Origin of the sequence: Thalassobius sp. MITS945101, assembly GCF_047123305.1 — a bacterium.
In the GTDB taxonomy this organism is placed as follows: Bacteria; Pseudomonadota; Alphaproteobacteria; order Rhodobacterales; family Rhodobacteraceae; genus Thalassobius.
This window is the reverse complement of record NZ_CP138918.1, coordinates 1493358-1506721: the sequence shown is the minus strand read 5'-3', so window position 1 is coordinate 1506721 and position 13364 is coordinate 1493358. Positions and strand designations below refer to the sequence as shown.

At 60.0% G+C, this 13364-nt stretch carries 16 protein-coding genes; 10 read left to right on the top strand and 6 right to left on the bottom strand.

The features are described 5' to 3' along the window. Positions 1 to 157: 157 nt before the first annotated feature. The 5 genes from SIC14_RS07575 to SIC14_RS07555 all read left to right on the top strand — a co-directional run bounded on the left by SIC14_RS07575 (position 158) and on the right by SIC14_RS07555 (position 3439). Positions 158 to 889: an SH3 domain-containing protein gene (locus SIC14_RS07575; protein WP_412565218.1), complete on the top strand. Its 732-nt coding sequence runs from the start codon at positions 158 to 160 to the stop codon at positions 887 to 889. 66 nt (positions 890 to 955) lie between these two features. Beyond that, the gene (locus SIC14_RS07570) at positions 956 to 1789 is read left to right on the top strand and encodes an SDR family NAD(P)-dependent oxidoreductase (protein ID WP_412565217.1); all 834 of its coding nucleotides are present in this window, start codon (positions 956 to 958) and stop codon (positions 1787 to 1789) included. Positions 1790 to 1887: 98 nt separating this feature from the next. Next, entirely contained in the window at positions 1888 to 2091 is a 204-nt protein-coding gene (locus SIC14_RS07565) for a twin transmembrane helix small protein (RefSeq protein ID WP_412565216.1), read from the top strand. A gap of 1 nt (position 2092) precedes the next feature. Continuing rightward, positions 2093 to 2665: a cob(I)yrinic acid a,c-diamide adenosyltransferase gene (locus SIC14_RS07560; protein WP_412565215.1), complete on the top strand. Its 573-nt coding sequence runs from the start codon at positions 2093 to 2095 to the stop codon at positions 2663 to 2665. Continuing rightward, positions 2666 to 3439 carry a hypothetical protein gene (locus tag SIC14_RS07555; protein ID WP_412565214.1) on the top strand — a complete coding sequence of 258 codons (774 nt, stop codon included), beginning with the start codon at positions 2666 to 2668 and terminating at the stop codon, positions 3437 to 3439. Between the two features lies 1 nt (position 3440). Here the strand turns inward: SIC14_RS07555 and SIC14_RS07550 are convergent, their stop codons facing one another. Continuing rightward, positions 3441 to 3827: an STAS/SEC14 domain-containing protein gene (locus tag SIC14_RS07550; protein WP_412565213.1), complete on the bottom strand. Its 387-nt coding sequence runs from the start codon at positions 3825 to 3827 to the stop codon at positions 3441 to 3443. Positions 3828 to 4171: 344 nt separating this feature from the next. On the opposite strand from SIC14_RS07550, the gene SIC14_RS07545 reads away from it, so the two are divergent. Then, complete coding sequence (locus tag SIC14_RS07545) at positions 4172 to 4930, top strand: electron transfer flavoprotein subunit beta/FixA family protein (RefSeq protein ID WP_412565212.1); 759 nt, start codon at positions 4172 to 4174, stop codon at positions 4928 to 4930. Further along, entirely contained in the window at positions 4930 to 5859 is a 930-nt protein-coding gene (locus tag SIC14_RS07540) for an electron transfer flavoprotein subunit alpha/FixB family protein (protein WP_412565211.1), read from the top strand. Before SIC14_RS07545 ends, SIC14_RS07540 begins: the two co-directional genes overlap by 1 nt. Before the next feature lie 49 nt (positions 5860 to 5908). On the opposite strand, the gene SIC14_RS07535 is transcribed toward SIC14_RS07540, so the two are convergent. Together SIC14_RS07535 and SIC14_RS07530 are read right to left on the bottom strand one after the other, a co-directional pair. Further along, positions 5909 to 6739 carry a DMT family transporter gene (locus tag SIC14_RS07535; RefSeq protein WP_412565210.1) on the bottom strand — a complete coding sequence of 277 codons (831 nt, stop codon included), beginning with the start codon at positions 6737 to 6739 and terminating at the stop codon, positions 5909 to 5911. Beyond that, positions 6739 to 7347 (bottom strand): DNA-3-methyladenine glycosylase I, encoded by a 609-nt coding sequence (locus tag SIC14_RS07530; protein ID WP_412565209.1) that lies wholly within the window; start codon positions 7345 to 7347, stop codon positions 6739 to 6741. The genes SIC14_RS07535 and SIC14_RS07530 overlap by 1 nt, the downstream gene beginning before the upstream one ends. Positions 7348 to 7514: 167 nt before the next feature. Between SIC14_RS07530 and lepB the strand changes: the two genes are divergently transcribed. Then, positions 7515 to 8531, top strand: coding sequence for a signal peptidase I (gene lepB / locus SIC14_RS07525; protein WP_412565208.1), 1017 nt, complete (start codon positions 7515 to 7517; stop codon positions 8529 to 8531). A gap of 150 nt (positions 8532 to 8681) precedes the next feature. Here the strand turns inward: lepB and groL are convergent, their stop codons facing one another. Both groL and SIC14_RS07515 read right to left on the bottom strand, forming a co-directional pair. After that, entirely contained in the window at positions 8682 to 10334 is a 1653-nt protein-coding gene (groL, locus tag SIC14_RS07520; RefSeq protein WP_412565207.1) for a chaperonin GroEL, read from the bottom strand. Positions 10335 to 10370: 36 nt separating this feature from the next. Next, positions 10371 to 10658, bottom strand: a complete 288-nt coding sequence (locus SIC14_RS07515; protein ID WP_412565206.1) for a co-chaperone GroES — start codon at positions 10656 to 10658, stop codon at positions 10371 to 10373. A 396-nt stretch (positions 10659 to 11054) separates the two neighbouring features. On the opposite strand from SIC14_RS07515, the gene SIC14_RS07510 reads away from it, so the two are divergent. Beyond that, positions 11055 to 11810, top strand: a complete 756-nt coding sequence (locus SIC14_RS07510) for a hypothetical protein (protein WP_412565205.1) — start codon at positions 11055 to 11057, stop codon at positions 11808 to 11810. A 33-nt stretch (positions 11811 to 11843) separates the two neighbouring features. Here the strand turns inward: SIC14_RS07510 and SIC14_RS07505 are convergent, their stop codons facing one another. Beyond that, positions 11844 to 12494 (bottom strand): DUF2161 domain-containing phosphodiesterase, encoded by a 651-nt coding sequence (locus tag SIC14_RS07505; protein ID WP_412565204.1) that lies wholly within the window; start codon positions 12492 to 12494, stop codon positions 11844 to 11846. A gap of 198 nt (positions 12495 to 12692) precedes the next feature. Here SIC14_RS07505 and SIC14_RS07500 point away from each other — a divergent pair, with 198 nt between their 5' ends. Continuing rightward, positions 12693 to 13247 carry a dihydrofolate reductase family protein gene (locus tag SIC14_RS07500; protein WP_412565203.1) on the top strand — a complete coding sequence of 185 codons (555 nt, stop codon included), beginning with the start codon at positions 12693 to 12695 and terminating at the stop codon, positions 13245 to 13247. Positions 13248 to 13364 lie beyond the last annotated feature (117 nt).

The following is a 13364-nucleotide window of genomic DNA, read 5'->3' as shown; positions in this document are numbered from 1 at the left end:
CCCAGCGAAGTGGCGGCTGTGCCAGATTCGCATCGGCAGCCCCGGCTGACGATGGGGAAGGCAGAAAGGCCATTCCCCGCGACTCGGCAATATGTGATAGGGTAGCTCTATTGTTGAGCAGTCGATTTTACGAGATTTCACAGCCAGGAGGTGCGCCATGTCGCGCTTCGTTATTTTGTCCCTCGGCTTTATGGCCTTTGGTTTCTACGAATTGAGCGGCGGCGCGGATTTCGATCCCGAGGCCGAAGCCGCCCTGCGGCTGGCCGAACGGGGCGGCCCTAGTGAGGTGATACCAAAGCCGCAGAAAGCCACGCCGGAACCCGTGTTGCTGGCCAATGCAGCGGAAGCCATTCAAGGCCAGAAACCCGCTGTTGGACGTCTGGCGCTGGAGGGCAGCGCCGCCGCAGTTGATCTGCCCGTGACCCGTACTGTTCCCCGTATAGTGACAGCGCGCACGGCCGTCGGGTTGGAGGCGGATGTGCCACAGCCGGAACGCAACCGTGCGCTGGGGCTGACCGCCTTGATGACCCGACCGTTTAACGAATCGCTGGTGAACTCTGCCCGCGAGGCACGGGCCGCTCGGGGGGAAGTTACGACCGAACCTGTAGCTGCCACCCTGCCCGCCGTCATTGCACCGCCCGCCGATCTGCGCCGGGTCAAGGTCAGCCGCGCCAATATGCGCAACGGACCGGGCACCCGCTATAACGTGGTGGGCCGGCTGGTCCGCGACACTAAGGTCGAGGTGGTTTCAGACGCGGCAACCGGCTGGGTGAAGCTGAAAGTGCTGGAGACCGGGCGGGTCGGTTGGATTTCCGCCAAGTTGCTGACGCCGCAAACCGTTGCGCCGCAAGCGATTGATCCGCAGGCAGAGATTGCCTCGGCCGACTGAATGCCCTAGCCCTTTGCCCCAAGAAACAAAAGCACGAGCGAGTTTGAGGGCAGGGTTCAGGGGCATATGGCGCAGAAATCTATTTTGATTACGGGGTGTTCTTCGGGCATCGGTTATGACGCAGCACATGGGCTGAAGGCCGCTGGATGGCGTGTCTTTGCCGCTTGCCGCCAGCAGGTGGATTGCGAGAGGCTGGCGCAGGAAGGTCTGGAAACGGTGCAGCTGGATTACAGCGATGAGGCCTCGATCACTGCCGCGCTGCAACACGTGCTGGATCAGACCGGTGGCACGCTGGATGCGCTGTTCAACAACGGGGCCTATGCCTGTCCCGGCGCCAATGAGGATCTGCCCCGCGGCGCCCTGCGGGAGATTTTTGAAGCCAATGTTTTTGGTTGGCACGATCTGACCCGTCAGGTGATCCCTGTCATGCGGGCGCAGGGGCATGGCCATATCGTCAACTGCTCTTCGGTTCTGGGGCTGGTGGTTGCGCCCTGGCGGTCGGCCTATAACAGCACCAAATTTGCGCTTGAGGCGCTGACGGACACGCTGCGGATCGAAATGCGCGACACCGGCATCAAGGTGGTGCTGATTGAGCCCGGTCCGGTGACCTCAAAAATCCGCAAAAACGCCATCCCGCATTTCGAGAAGTGGATCGACTGGGAAAACTCGCCCCGAGCGGATCAATATCGCGCCACGTTGAACAAGCGTCTGTACAAGGAAAACGACACCAAAGACGCCTTTGAACTGCCGCCCTCTGCGGTGACGGCCAAGCTGTTGCGGGCCCTGAACAGTGATCGGCCCAAGGCGCGCTACTATGTGACGACGCCGACCTATATCATGGGCACCCTGCGCCGCATCCTGCCAACCCGCGCGCTAGATTGGCTGCTGGCCAAGGGCTGAGCGGCCCATCCGCAACCCTGCCCGCGACGAATTAGGGGCTTGCACCACGCGCCAGCCCCTCTACATCAGGGAAAACCAAAAAAGGGAACTTGGGGACAATGGCTGACGATCCGCTGTTTTACGTTGTAGCTGCCGCCTGTCTGGGTGTGCTGGTGATCCTGATGATCGGGATCGGGGGCTTTGCCAAAGGGGGCGCGTTCAACAAGAAATACGCCAACAAGCTGATGCGCTGGCGGATTGCGGCGCAGTTTATTGCAGTGGTGCTGATCCTAGGCTTTGTCTGGCTCCGCGGGGGCTTCTGAGATGGTGGTTCTGAACAAGATCTACACCCGCACCGGCGATAAGGGCGACACCGCGCTTGGCAATGGCACCCGTGTGGCGAAACACTCGGCGCGGGTGAACGCCTATGGCACCGTGGATGAGCTGAACGCGACACTGGGTGTGGCGCGGCTGCAGGCCGAGGGGGAGATGGACGCGGCGCTGGGGCGGATGCAGAACGATCTGTTCGATCTGGGCGCTGACATGTGCCGCCCCGATATGGACAAGGACGCCGAGGCCGAATACCCGCCGCTGCGAGTGTCTGATGCGCAGGTGGACCGGCTAGAAGCCGAGATTGACGCGATGAACAGGGCGCTGAGCCCGCTGCGCAGTTTCATCCTGCCCGGTGGCACGGCCCTGTCCGCGCATCTGCACATCTGCCGTACCGTGGCGCGCCGCGCCGAGCGTCTGGCGGTGGAGCTGGCGGCGGATGAGCTGGTGAACCCGGCGGCGATCAAATACCTCAACCGGCTGAGCGATTGGTTCTTCGTCGCCGCCCGTGTCGCCAATGACAACGGCGCCGACGATGTGCTCTGGGTACCAGGCGCGAACCGGTAGATGGTGTTTTGGAGCAAACGCAGGGTGGTGCCCGAACATGAGGCGGATTGGATCGCCGATTGTTTTGCGGATTTCCTTCTGCGTTTTGGCAAGGATTGGCTGACGGGACGTCCCCCCGTTCTGCCGACACGCGACTATATCGATGCACCGCGTGGAACCGGACACGCAACAGCGCAAGCGGTGTTTGAACAGGTTAAATCCCAAATGGGTCTTGGCCCGGACTGGGAAGTGCGGCTGACCCCGCAGGAAGCTTCTCGAAAAATAGGTGCTATTGCAGACAGCGTGCTTGTCCAGCATGACGAAACGCCGATTTTGGCGACCTTCCGGGTCGATCAGGATGGTCCGTTGATCACATACGATCCAAGTCTGCTCGACACGCCGCAACTGTTTGTCGCCACGATGTCGCATGAGCTTGCTCATCTGATGGAGGCCGTTGTCCCAAGAGCGGAGCCCTTCGAGCAGCCAATGCTGGGAGAAATGGCCACCGACATTCTGTCTGTGGCCTCAGGATTCGGGATTTTCAAACTGGAAACGGCGTTCACAAACACCGCGTTTGGCGACGGCTTTGCACAGGGGTGGAGCACGTCGCGACAGGGCTACATTTCTCCTGAATTTGCAGCCTTTGCGTTGGGCCTCAACCTTCGTCTCTGTCACGCGGACGAAGCATCGGTGTACCCGCACCTGTCAAAAAAGCATCAAAAGCTTCTGCGACAGGCGCTGGCTCAGATTAATGCCGACGCAACTTTTTTGGAAACTGTGCTGGACCCAGAATAGCCTAGGCCGGGGCGCTTGCAGGCGCCTCTGCCAGCCAGGCTTCGGCGGCCTCTTCCTGATCGAGGTCGAAGGCTTTGATGTCGATGCCGCCGAACAGGCTGCCTTTCATTTCGGCTGCGGATTTCAGCCAGCTGGCATCGGTCAGCACAGCGCAGCGGTCGTAATTGTTGAGCAGGCCAAAGAGCGCCGGCAGGCGGGCCATTTCAACCCCGATGGCGCCAAAGCTGGGCATGGCGAAGTCGGGGATCCGGTAGAGCATGACGCCGCCTTTGACGCCTTCAGAAAGGGTGATCAGATCATCCAGACCTTTGCGCATCTCCTCGGTTTCGATCTTGCCGCTGAGGGTCAGATCCACGCGGTTCGGGGCAGTTTTGGTGATTTTCAACATGGGCAATCCTCCTTGTGGGCAGTGTCCCACGTGCTGAAATGGCCCGCCATGATCGGGATCAAACACCTGTCTTGATTCGCCGAGCGGCCCCATATCCCCCGCAACCGGCCAATCTGTCCGAGAATCACCCCCTTCCGCTGCCCTAAGGGCAACATTTTTCCTTCCCCCAAGGCAGCTGCAAAAATTTCGTAAGGTTTGCCGATCAAAAACGTCGAAACGCGGCGTCCTTTGGCGCTAACGTGACGATTTTGCCCTGTTTTGCCGCGCCACAACGGACTAACAAAGGCACATAGTTTTCGGCAGCGCAGCATTGCCCTGCCAACATCTGAAGGGAGACCACGCCAATGAAGGTACTCGTACCTGTCAAACGTGTGATCGACTACAACGTGAAGGTTCGCGTCAAAGCGGACGGGACCGGTGTCGATCTCGCCAACGTTAAGATGTCGATGAACCCATTCGACGAGATTGCCGTCGAAGAGGCCATCCGCCTGAAAGAAGCAGGCAAAGCCGATGAGGTCGTTGTTGTCTCGATCGGCGTGAAGCAGGCACAGGAAACCCTGCGCACCGCTCTGGCCATGGGCGCAGACCGCGCCATTCTGGTAAACGCCGCTGACGATGTGCATCAGGACATCGAACCGCTGGCCGTTGCCAAGATCCTGAAAGCCGTTGTCGACGAAGAACAGCCGCAGCTGGTCATCGCCGGTAAACAGGCGATCGACAACGACATGAACGCGACCGGTCAGATGCTGGCGGCGCTCTTGGGTTGGGGTCAGGCGACCTTTGCCTCGGAAGTGGACGTGGATGGCGACGCCGCCACCGTGACCCGCGAAGTGGACGGCGGCCTGCAGACCATCAAGGTCAAACTGCCTGCCATCGTGACCGCGGACCTGCGTCTGAACGAGCCGCGCTACGCCTCGCTGCCGAACATCATGAAAGCCAAGAAAAAGCCACTGGATGAGAAAACCGCCGCCGATTATGGCGTCGACACCACCCCGCGTCTTGGGGTCGTGAAAACCGGTGAGCCGGCAGAACGTGCCGCAGGCATCATGGTTGGCTCGGTTGATGAGCTGGTTGCGAAACTGAAAGAAGCGGGGGCTGTATAATGGCTGTTCTTCTGATTGCTGAAGTTGCAAACGGCGCATTGGCCGTTGATGCCACCGCCAAAGCCCTGACCGCCGCCAAGGCCCTGGGCGATGTAACCGTTCTGTGCGCCAGCGCGGGCTGCAACGGCGCCGCCGAAGCGGCTGCCAAGCTGGACGGCGTGTCCAAGGTGCTCTGCGCTGATGACGCGGCCTATGGCAACGGTCTGGCCGAACCTGTTGGTGATCTGGTTGTGTCGCTGGCTGGCGAATATAGCCACATCGTTGCGCCCTCGACCGCCTCGGCGAAAAACCTGCTGCCGCGTGTGGCGGCCCTGCTGGACGTGATGGTCCTGTCGGATGTCACCGCCGTTGTGGACGCCGACACCTTTGAACGCCCGATCTATGCTGGCAACGCGATCCAGACCGTCAAATCCTCGGATGCGACCAAGGTTATGACCGTGCGGACCTCGACCTTTGACGCTGCGGGCGAAGGTGGTTCGGCAGCGGTTGAATCCGTTGCCGCTGCGGGCAACCCCGGCCTGTCCGAATGGGTTGAAGACAAGGTTGCCGAAAGCGACCGTCCCGAGCTGACCTCGGCTGGCGTGGTTGTTTCCGGTGGTCGTGGTGTGGGCTCCGAAGAGGACTTCGCCCTGATCGAAAAACTGGCTGACAAGCTGGGCGCTGCCGTTGGCGCATCGCGTGCCGCAGTTGACTCGGGCTATGCCCCGAACGACTGGCAGGTGGGTCAGACCGGTAAGGTGGTTGCACCGGACCTCTATATCGCTGTGGGTATCTCGGGCGCGATCCAGCACCTGGCGGGGATGAAGGACTCGAAGATCATCGTAGCGATCAACAAAGACGAAGAAGCCCCGATCTTCCAGGTTGCGGACTTCGGTCTGGTTGCCGACCTGTTCGAGGCTGTGCCTGAACTGACCGACAAACTCGGCTAAGTTCTGGCAGAATGAATGCTGCGAAGGCCCGCCGTTCTGGCGGGCCTTTTCATTTGCGCGTGGGACCTGCCAATGCCGCCAGCGCAACACCAAGAAGCACCACTGTGGAACCGATGAGGAAGCTGATCCCCGGCACTTCGCCCAGCAGGGCCGCACCGGCGGCAATGGCGATGACCGGCACCGTCAGCTGCGCCACCGCTGCGCGGGACGCCCCCAGACTTGGCAGGATCGCATACCACAGCGCATAGCCCAGCCCCGAGGTCACCGCGCCGGAGAGAACCGCCAGTGCCACCCCCGTTGGGGCCATCTGGAAAAACGCGCCAAGGCTTGCCAGCGCCACCAGCGGCACCGACCACAGGAAACTGCGCGCTGTTGCGGCCCGTGGGTCTGTAACCTTCTGGCCTATCAGCGAGTAGATTCCCCAGCCGATGCCCGCCAGCGCCATGAACAAGACGCCCTGCTGCAGGCTGCCGCCGGCGGGCAAGCCCCGCAGCAACACAAAAGTGAGGCCACAGAAAGCTATCACCATGCCCAGCCAGCGCTGGGGTGGCACGGCCTCGGACCGCAGTAATGCACCGGCGAACATGGTGACCTGCACCATGCCAAACAGGATCAACGCCCCCAGCCCTGCGTCCAACCCGATATAGGCCTGTGAAAACCCCACCAGATATGTCGACAGCCCCAGCACACCCCAGATCGACGGGCGCTGCAACAGCCCCTGCCCTTTCATCAAGACCGCCAGCATCACCGCCCCGGCGATCACTCGGATCAGGGCAAAGGCTTCGGCGCCGATCAAACCATCAGCCACCGCCATACGGTTCAGGATGGAATTGGCAGCGAAGGCCACCATTGTCAGGGTGGTCAGCAGGATCAGACGCATCAGGCAGGCTTTACAAACTGCCGCCGCGCTTCGGCGGCTTTGGCACGCATGACGCAGCCTTCGGCGTGGTCATTGATCAGCCCCATCGCCTGCATGAAGGCATAGGCGGTGGTGGGGCCAACAAACTTCCATCCCCGTTTCTTCAGGGCTTTGGAAAGTGCGACCGAGGCAGGCGATGTCGATTGCGTCTGTGGCACCCCCAGATCCTCGGGCGCGGGCTCAAAACTCCAGACAAAGGCAGCGATGGAGCCCGCCTCGGCCACCAGTTCGCGGGCACGGGCGGCGTTGTTGATCACTGCTTCGATTTTGCCGCGGTGGCGCACAATGTCGGCATCCGCCAGCAATCGGTCCACATCCGCCGCACCGTAGTCTGCCACCTTGTTGAAATCGAACCCGTCAAAGGCAGCGCGGAAATTTTCCCGTTTATCCAGAATGGTGCGCCAGCTGAGGCCGGACTGGAAACTTTCAAGACAGAGTTTTTCGAACAGGCGGGTGTCATCGCCCACCGGATAGCCCCATTCCATGTCGTGATACGGCAGGAACGCCTCTACCGCCCCTGCCCAGGCGCAGCGGCACTGCCCATCGGGGCCTTCGATCAATCGGCTCATCTGTGTCTCCCTCAACCATCAGGGGAACATTAACAGAACATAGTAGGAGAGCAATTCACCAATCTGTCAGAGATTTTTGCCACCGGTCCTGCCGACACCAAAAAGGGCGAGACATGCGTGGAAGTCTGTTAGATTCTGACCCAAACAATTTTTCCAAGGCGTTTCCAATGTTCAGACATCTTTTCAAGCCTTTCAACTGGGGTGGCACTGCCCCGCGCGCAGCCTTTATGGTGGCAATTCTGTTGTTGGCCATGGCCGCCTATGGCCTTCCGCCTGCACAGGAGGCTCTTGGCCTGCCAGTCTGGGTCGGCGTGACAAGCTTCGCCGTGCTCAACCTGCTGGTCATCTCCGTCGTTGTGCGCCGCTTCCACGACATCGGGCGCAGTGGCGCTTGGGCCGTGTTTGGGATGATACCGCTGTTGAACATTGCGGTGGCCCTATGGCTCGCGTTGGCCCGTAGCAAAGCGCAAACGGCGCAGGACTGGCCACAGCGACGGCGGCACCGCATTGGTCAGGCGCTGTTGTGTCTGCTGGTGCTCCTGGGCCTGAGCCGCGCCTTCTGGACCCCCTACACCATCCCATCAGGCAGCATGAAACCGGCGCTGATCCCCGGAGATTTTGTGATAGCCACCCATGTCTCTGACAGCGATCAGCCCGCACGTGGGGACGTTGAGGTCTTCCGCCATCCGCGAAACCAGCTGCCCTATGTCACCCGCGTGATTGGTCTGCCGGGCGAGGAGATCCGCATGGTCGACGGGCAGCTGGTACTCAACGGGCAGGCGGCAAGCTACACCGAACTGCCCGCCTTTACCGAGGTCATGCCAGCCCCGGGTTCCGGGCGCCCTCCCAGATGTAAAACGCTGGAGGCTGCGGCGGCGCTGTGCCACAAGGACCAGCAGCTTGAAATCCTGCCCGATGGCACTGCGGTGGCGGTGCTGGATATTATGCCTGCATCCGGTGACAACACCCCCGCTTATCGCATCCCAGACGGGCACTATTTTGTCCTTGGGGACAACCGCGACAATGTCATCGACAGCCGTGTCCCCCAAAGCGCCGGGGGCATTGGTTTTGTTGGCCAGCACCAGTTGATCGGCCACGCCCGTTGGGTGCTGTTTTCCGGCCAGATTGCCGCTGATTTCACAACATTTGACTGGCGTTGGGACCGGGTGCTGCTTGGGCTTTGACGCCCGGACATGAAAAAGGGGCCGCCCATAAGGCGACCCCAATTCTTCCGGATGGAAGGCTGTGTAAGCGGATCGCTTGCCCTTTCGGCAGATTGGCCTGAGCGGCCAATCGCCTGTCGGGAGCGACCGGTTTCCTAGCGGAAACCCGTCTTACATCATGCCGCCCATGCCGCCCATGCCGCCCATGTCGGGCATGCCGCCACCAGCTGCGCCGCCGTCCTTCGACGGTTTGTCGGCAACCATGGCTTCGGTGGTGATCAGCAGGCCAGCAACCGAGGCCGCATCTTCCAGAGCGGTACGGGTCACTTTGGCCGGGTCGATCACGCCGAAGGAGAACATGTCGCCATATTCTTCGGTCTGAGCGTTGAAGCCGAAGGAGGTTTCGCCGGATTCACGGACTTTGCCCGCCACAACGGCACCGTCAACACCCGCGTTCTCAGCGATCTGGCGCAGCGGCGCTTCGATGGCTTTGCGAACGATGTTGATGCCTGCGTTCTGGTCAGCGTTGTCGCCTTCCAGACCTTCCAGAGCTTTACCGGCCTGAACCAGAGCAACACCACCACCTACGATGACGCCTTCCTGTACAGCTGCGCGGGTTGCGTTCAGAGCATCGTCAACACGATCTTTACGCTCTTTCACTTCAACCTCGGTCATGCCGCCAACCTTGATCACAGCAACACCGCCGGCCAGTTTGGCAACGCGCTCTTGCAGCTTCTCACGGTCGTAGTCCGAAGAGGTTTCTTCGATCTGGGTGCGGATCTGAGCAACACGTGCTTCGATCTCGGCTTTTTCGCCGTGGCCGTCAACGATGGTGGTCTCATCTTTGGAGATGTTCACGGTCTTGGCGGTGCCCAGCATGTCCATGGTCACGGACTCGAGCTTCATGCCCAGATCTTCCGAGATCACCTGGCCGCCGGTCAGGATCGCGATGTCCTGCAGCATGGCCTTACGACGATCGCCGAAGCCCGGTGCTTTCACGGCCGAGATTTTCAGGCCGCCGCGCAGTTTGTTCACAACCAGAGTTGCCAGCGCTTCGCCTTCAACGTCTTCTGCGATGATCAGCAGCGGTTTCTGCGACTGGATCACCTGCTCCAGCAGCGGAACCATCGGCTGCAGCGACGAGAGTTTCTTCTCGTGCAGCAGGATCATGCAGTCGTCCAGCTCTGCGATCATTTTGTCAGGGTTGGTCACGAAGTAAGGCGACAGGTAGCCGCGGTCGAACTGCATGCCTTCCACAACATCGGTCTCGGTTTCCAGACCTTTGTTTTCTTCAACGGTGATAACGCCTTCGTTGCCAACTTTCTGCATCGCGTCTGCGATCTGCTGGCCGATTTCGGCTTCGCCGTTTGCCGAGATGGTGCCAACCTGGGCAACTTCGTCGGAGTCTTTAACTTCACGGGCCGAGGCAACGATGCCTTCAACAACCTTGGCAGTTGCCAGATCGATGCCGCGCTTCAGGTCCATCGGGTTCAGGCCCGCTGCAACCTGCTTCAGGCCTTCTTTTACGATTGCCTGCGCCAGAACGGTCGCGGTGGTGGTGCCGTCGCCGGCTTCGTCGTTGGTGCGGGAAGCAACTTCCTTCACCATCTGTGCGCCCATGTTCTCGAACTTGTCTTCCAGCTCGATCTCTTTGGCAACCGATACACCGTCTTTGGTGATGCGGGGGGCGCCGAACGATTTGTCCAGGACCACGTTGCGGCCTTTCGGGCCCAGGGTCACTTTCACGGCGTCGGCCAGAATGTTTACGCCGCGCAGCATTGCGTTGCGGGCATCGGTGTCAAACTTGACGTCCTTAGCAGCCATAGTCTTTTCCTATCTCTAAGTTCTGTTCAGCGACGATCAGGCAATGGTGCCCATGATGTCGGATTCTTTCATGATCAACAGCTCTTCACCGTCAACGGTGATTTCGGTGCCGGACCATTTGCCAAACAGGACTTTGTCGCCTTCTTTGACATCCATTGCGATGCGGTTGCCCGCGTCGTCTTTCGCGCCTGCGCCAACAGCCACAACCTGGCCTTCAGCGGGTTTTTCTTTCGCGCTATCGGGGATGATCAGTCCGCCTGCGGTTTTCTCATCGCTTTCCAGACGACGGACCAGCACACGGTCATGAAGCGGGGTAAATGCCATCTCTGAGGCTCCTCAGCTCAAAGTTTTTCACGGGCCCCCTTCTCATTAAGCGGGGCCATTAGCACTCACGTCAGTCGAGTGCTAACGGAGGCATAGTTAGGAATGGGTCAGGGCGGAGTCAACAGAATGTGAGGCGATTTTTTTGACAGGTCTTTGGGCGGGGTGTGGCGCGTCGCGGAATCTTACAGAATTTGACACTGAAAGTTACAGCATCGCGCTTATTGGATTAGACGCAGAGCTGCTGGGGGTTTAAAACGACCGGCGCAGTGATCTCTTAAACGGGGATTGAAAGGGGCAGTTAAACCCTGCAATGGCCACATTGCGGCCCGAGAGTTAAGCCCAATGAGCAGGTTGGAAAGATGCACCTTCGCCCACCGCCCCACCAGAAAGCCCCCCATGAAGCTTGCCCTGAATGATCCCATCTGGTCCCTCCTCTACGGCCCTTACGGCGTTGAGGATGTGCCGGGCGTTTTGACCCGTCTGGCACAGCAATGGGACCAGCCACTGGCCGATGATCTCTATTGGGAGAAACTGCATCATCAGGAAGACCTGTATCCGGTGACCTATGCGGCCCTGCCGTGGCTTTGGGAGGTCGCGCCGAAGGACCTCAAAAACCTGAGTTTCCTGTTCTGGGTACTGCACTGCGTCGCCTACACGCATGACCCGCGGGATCTGCCCGCCCCGCGCGGCGCTTACCCGGGATTGTCGAACCTTGCAGCAGACCAACATAACGTCTTTCAACAAGAAGCAACAATGCTTGTGACCCAACATTCCGAGGTGCTGGCGGGGTTGGCGCGCTGGTGCGACACACATTTCCCTGTCATCGCAGAACGCTACCAGAACGCCTTGCCGGACTGCCAGAGTCCCCACGACATTTACTACCTGATGGTTGGCCCTATGACGCTGGACGGCGCCCAGAAAGTGGCCAATGTGTTGGGCATGTGGTGTGACGGGCATGATCAGGACGTGATCGCCGCAGAAACTGCAGTCTGGGACGAAACGGACCAACGGCGGGCCGAAAAATGGGCGGGCATCTTGGACCAACATGCGCCCGATTGCGGAGCATTTCTGCGGGACTATGCGCAGCTGTTTGGGAAAGGGGACGGGTCGCCACGCTGCAGCAGCACGCCAGACCTGTTCGGCGAGGGTTGATCAGGCCAGGCACATTGCCCCGCAACTCACAGGTTACCCCACAGCCGCTTGTCCCACCTCGGTCAACCCATAGATCCCCGTCTCAATCCGCTCGAACCAGCCGTAGTGATTGGCCGCCATCACCCGTGTGGCGCGGGGGACGTCTGTGGCTTTGGCAACCACGGCGCCTTTGGTCGGGCCGTGTTCGGCCAGATAGGCAGCGCAGCGCAGGGCCTCTTGTCGATAAGACGTTACAAGACCGGCGCGGGTGGCGCCGCCTTTGTTTGGGTCGCCTTCGCGGCGTTCAAATTCCGCCATCAGCGTGGTCTGGCGACGTTTTACCTTGCGCGGCTGGAACGGTGCCGGATCGTGGTGGACCTGCACTTCGCCGGCGGCAGAGATGCTGATCACCCCAAGGCCCAGCCGTTTGCATAGCCCAAGATTGCCTTTGAACGCCTTGTAGCCCGCCCGTCCCTTCCAGCGCGGCACTGCCAGATAGACCTGATCCGTTACCTTTTGACGGGCAATGCCCTGTTGCAGCAAGGTCAGGGAAAAGCCCAGCTTCAGTTCCACAATCACCGGCGGTTCATCACCGCGCAGCGCCATCACATCCGCTGCGCCAATTTCGGCTTTCACCTCATAGCCCAGCGCCTCGAAGAAGGCTTTCACCGGGGGGTAGAGATCGGTTTCGCTGGGTTTTCTCATGCCCGCATTTAGCCCCGTTCACCTCTTGCTGCCAACACTCTATTGGCGAGCCCCATTGGCTGTGTTAGCCTCCGGACAACCAAGGAGTGCCCTGACAGTGATCAAGTAAGCCTACGTCATCGACCCTGCGAACCGCAGACCCAGAACAAGGGTCTGGTCAGGGTCTTTCCTATAGCGACTTACCTGACAGGATTTCCCATGAGAGAGATCATCTACGACGTTGCCGTCACCCTCGACGGCTATATTGCTGCGCCTGACGGAGACGTTTCTGCCTTCCCGCAGGCCGGCCCCCACGCCGTGGCCTATGCCCAGCGCCTTGCCACCTATGACACCGTGCTTATGGGGCGTGCGACCTATGAATTCGCCTATGATTATGGCCTGCCGCCTGGCGCACGCGCTTATCCCCATATGGTGCACTACATATTCTCCAGCAGCATCGCATTGCCCGAAGACACTGCGGTCAATGCTGTGCGGTCTGATTGGCTCAAATGTGTCACCAAATTGAGAGAACAGACCGGGGCTGCGATTTATCTGTGCGGCGGCGGCCAGTTTGCCGGTTGGATGCTATCTGAAAATCTGATCGACCGGCTGGTGCTGAAGCGGGTGCCGATCACGCTTGGCGGCGGAATACCGCTCTTCGGTGGCAAGGAAGGCAACGCGAGAGTACCGGAGGACGCGACATGGCAATGCCTCGGCACCTCCTCTTACGGCAATGGCGTTGTGCTGGAAACCTACGGACGTAGGCCCGCATGACTGAGGTGCAGCTCTCACTCAATGAGAGCTGCATTCCTTGGCTAAGGCGGTGACCAACCCCTGCTTGCGTCGCAGGTCACAAACGCTATCGTGGCCGCAATTGATAAACCTATAGGT

Excerpts from the sequence above, each read along its gene's own strand:
- SIC14_RS07575 (WP_412565218.1), top strand. The coding sequence starts at position 158 with ATGTCGCGCTTCGTTATTTTGTCCCTCGGCTTTATGGCCTTTGGTTTC.
- SIC14_RS07570 (WP_412565217.1), top strand. The coding sequence starts at position 956 with ATGGCGCAGAAATCTATTTTGATTACGGGGTGTTCTTCGGGCATCGGT.
- SIC14_RS07565 (WP_412565216.1), top strand. The coding sequence starts at position 1,888 with ATGGCTGACGATCCGCTGTTTTACGTTGTAGCTGCCGCCTGTCTGGGT.
- SIC14_RS07560 (WP_412565215.1), top strand. The coding sequence starts at position 2,093 with ATGGTGGTTCTGAACAAGATCTACACCCGCACCGGCGATAAGGGCGAC.
- SIC14_RS07555 (WP_412565214.1), top strand. The coding sequence starts at position 2,666 with ATGGTGTTTTGGAGCAAACGCAGGGTGGTGCCCGAACATGAGGCGGAT.
- SIC14_RS07550 (WP_412565213.1), bottom strand. The coding sequence starts at position 3,827 with ATGTTGAAAATCACCAAAACTGCCCCGAACCGCGTGGATCTGACCCTC.
- SIC14_RS07545 (WP_412565212.1), top strand. The coding sequence starts at position 4,172 with ATGAAGGTACTCGTACCTGTCAAACGTGTGATCGACTACAACGTGAAG.
- SIC14_RS07540 (WP_412565211.1), top strand. The coding sequence starts at position 4,930 with ATGGCTGTTCTTCTGATTGCTGAAGTTGCAAACGGCGCATTGGCCGTT.
- SIC14_RS07535 (WP_412565210.1), bottom strand. The coding sequence starts at position 6,739 with ATGCGTCTGATCCTGCTGACCACCCTGACAATGGTGGCCTTCGCTGCC.
- SIC14_RS07530 (WP_412565209.1), bottom strand. The coding sequence starts at position 7,347 with ATGAGCCGATTGATCGAAGGCCCCGATGGGCAGTGCCGCTGCGCCTGG.
- lepB (WP_412565208.1), top strand. The coding sequence starts at position 7,515 with ATGTTCAGACATCTTTTCAAGCCTTTCAACTGGGGTGGCACTGCCCCG.
- groL (WP_412565207.1), bottom strand. The coding sequence starts at position 10,334 with ATGGCTGCTAAGGACGTCAAGTTTGACACCGATGCCCGCAACGCAATG.
- SIC14_RS07515 (WP_412565206.1), bottom strand. The coding sequence starts at position 10,658 with ATGGCATTTACCCCGCTTCATGACCGTGTGCTGGTCCGTCGTCTGGAA.
- SIC14_RS07510 (WP_412565205.1), top strand. The coding sequence starts at position 11,055 with ATGAAGCTTGCCCTGAATGATCCCATCTGGTCCCTCCTCTACGGCCCT.
- SIC14_RS07505 (WP_412565204.1), bottom strand. The coding sequence starts at position 12,494 with ATGAGAAAACCCAGCGAAACCGATCTCTACCCCCCGGTGAAAGCCTTC.
- SIC14_RS07500 (WP_412565203.1), top strand. The coding sequence starts at position 12,693 with ATGAGAGAGATCATCTACGACGTTGCCGTCACCCTCGACGGCTATATT.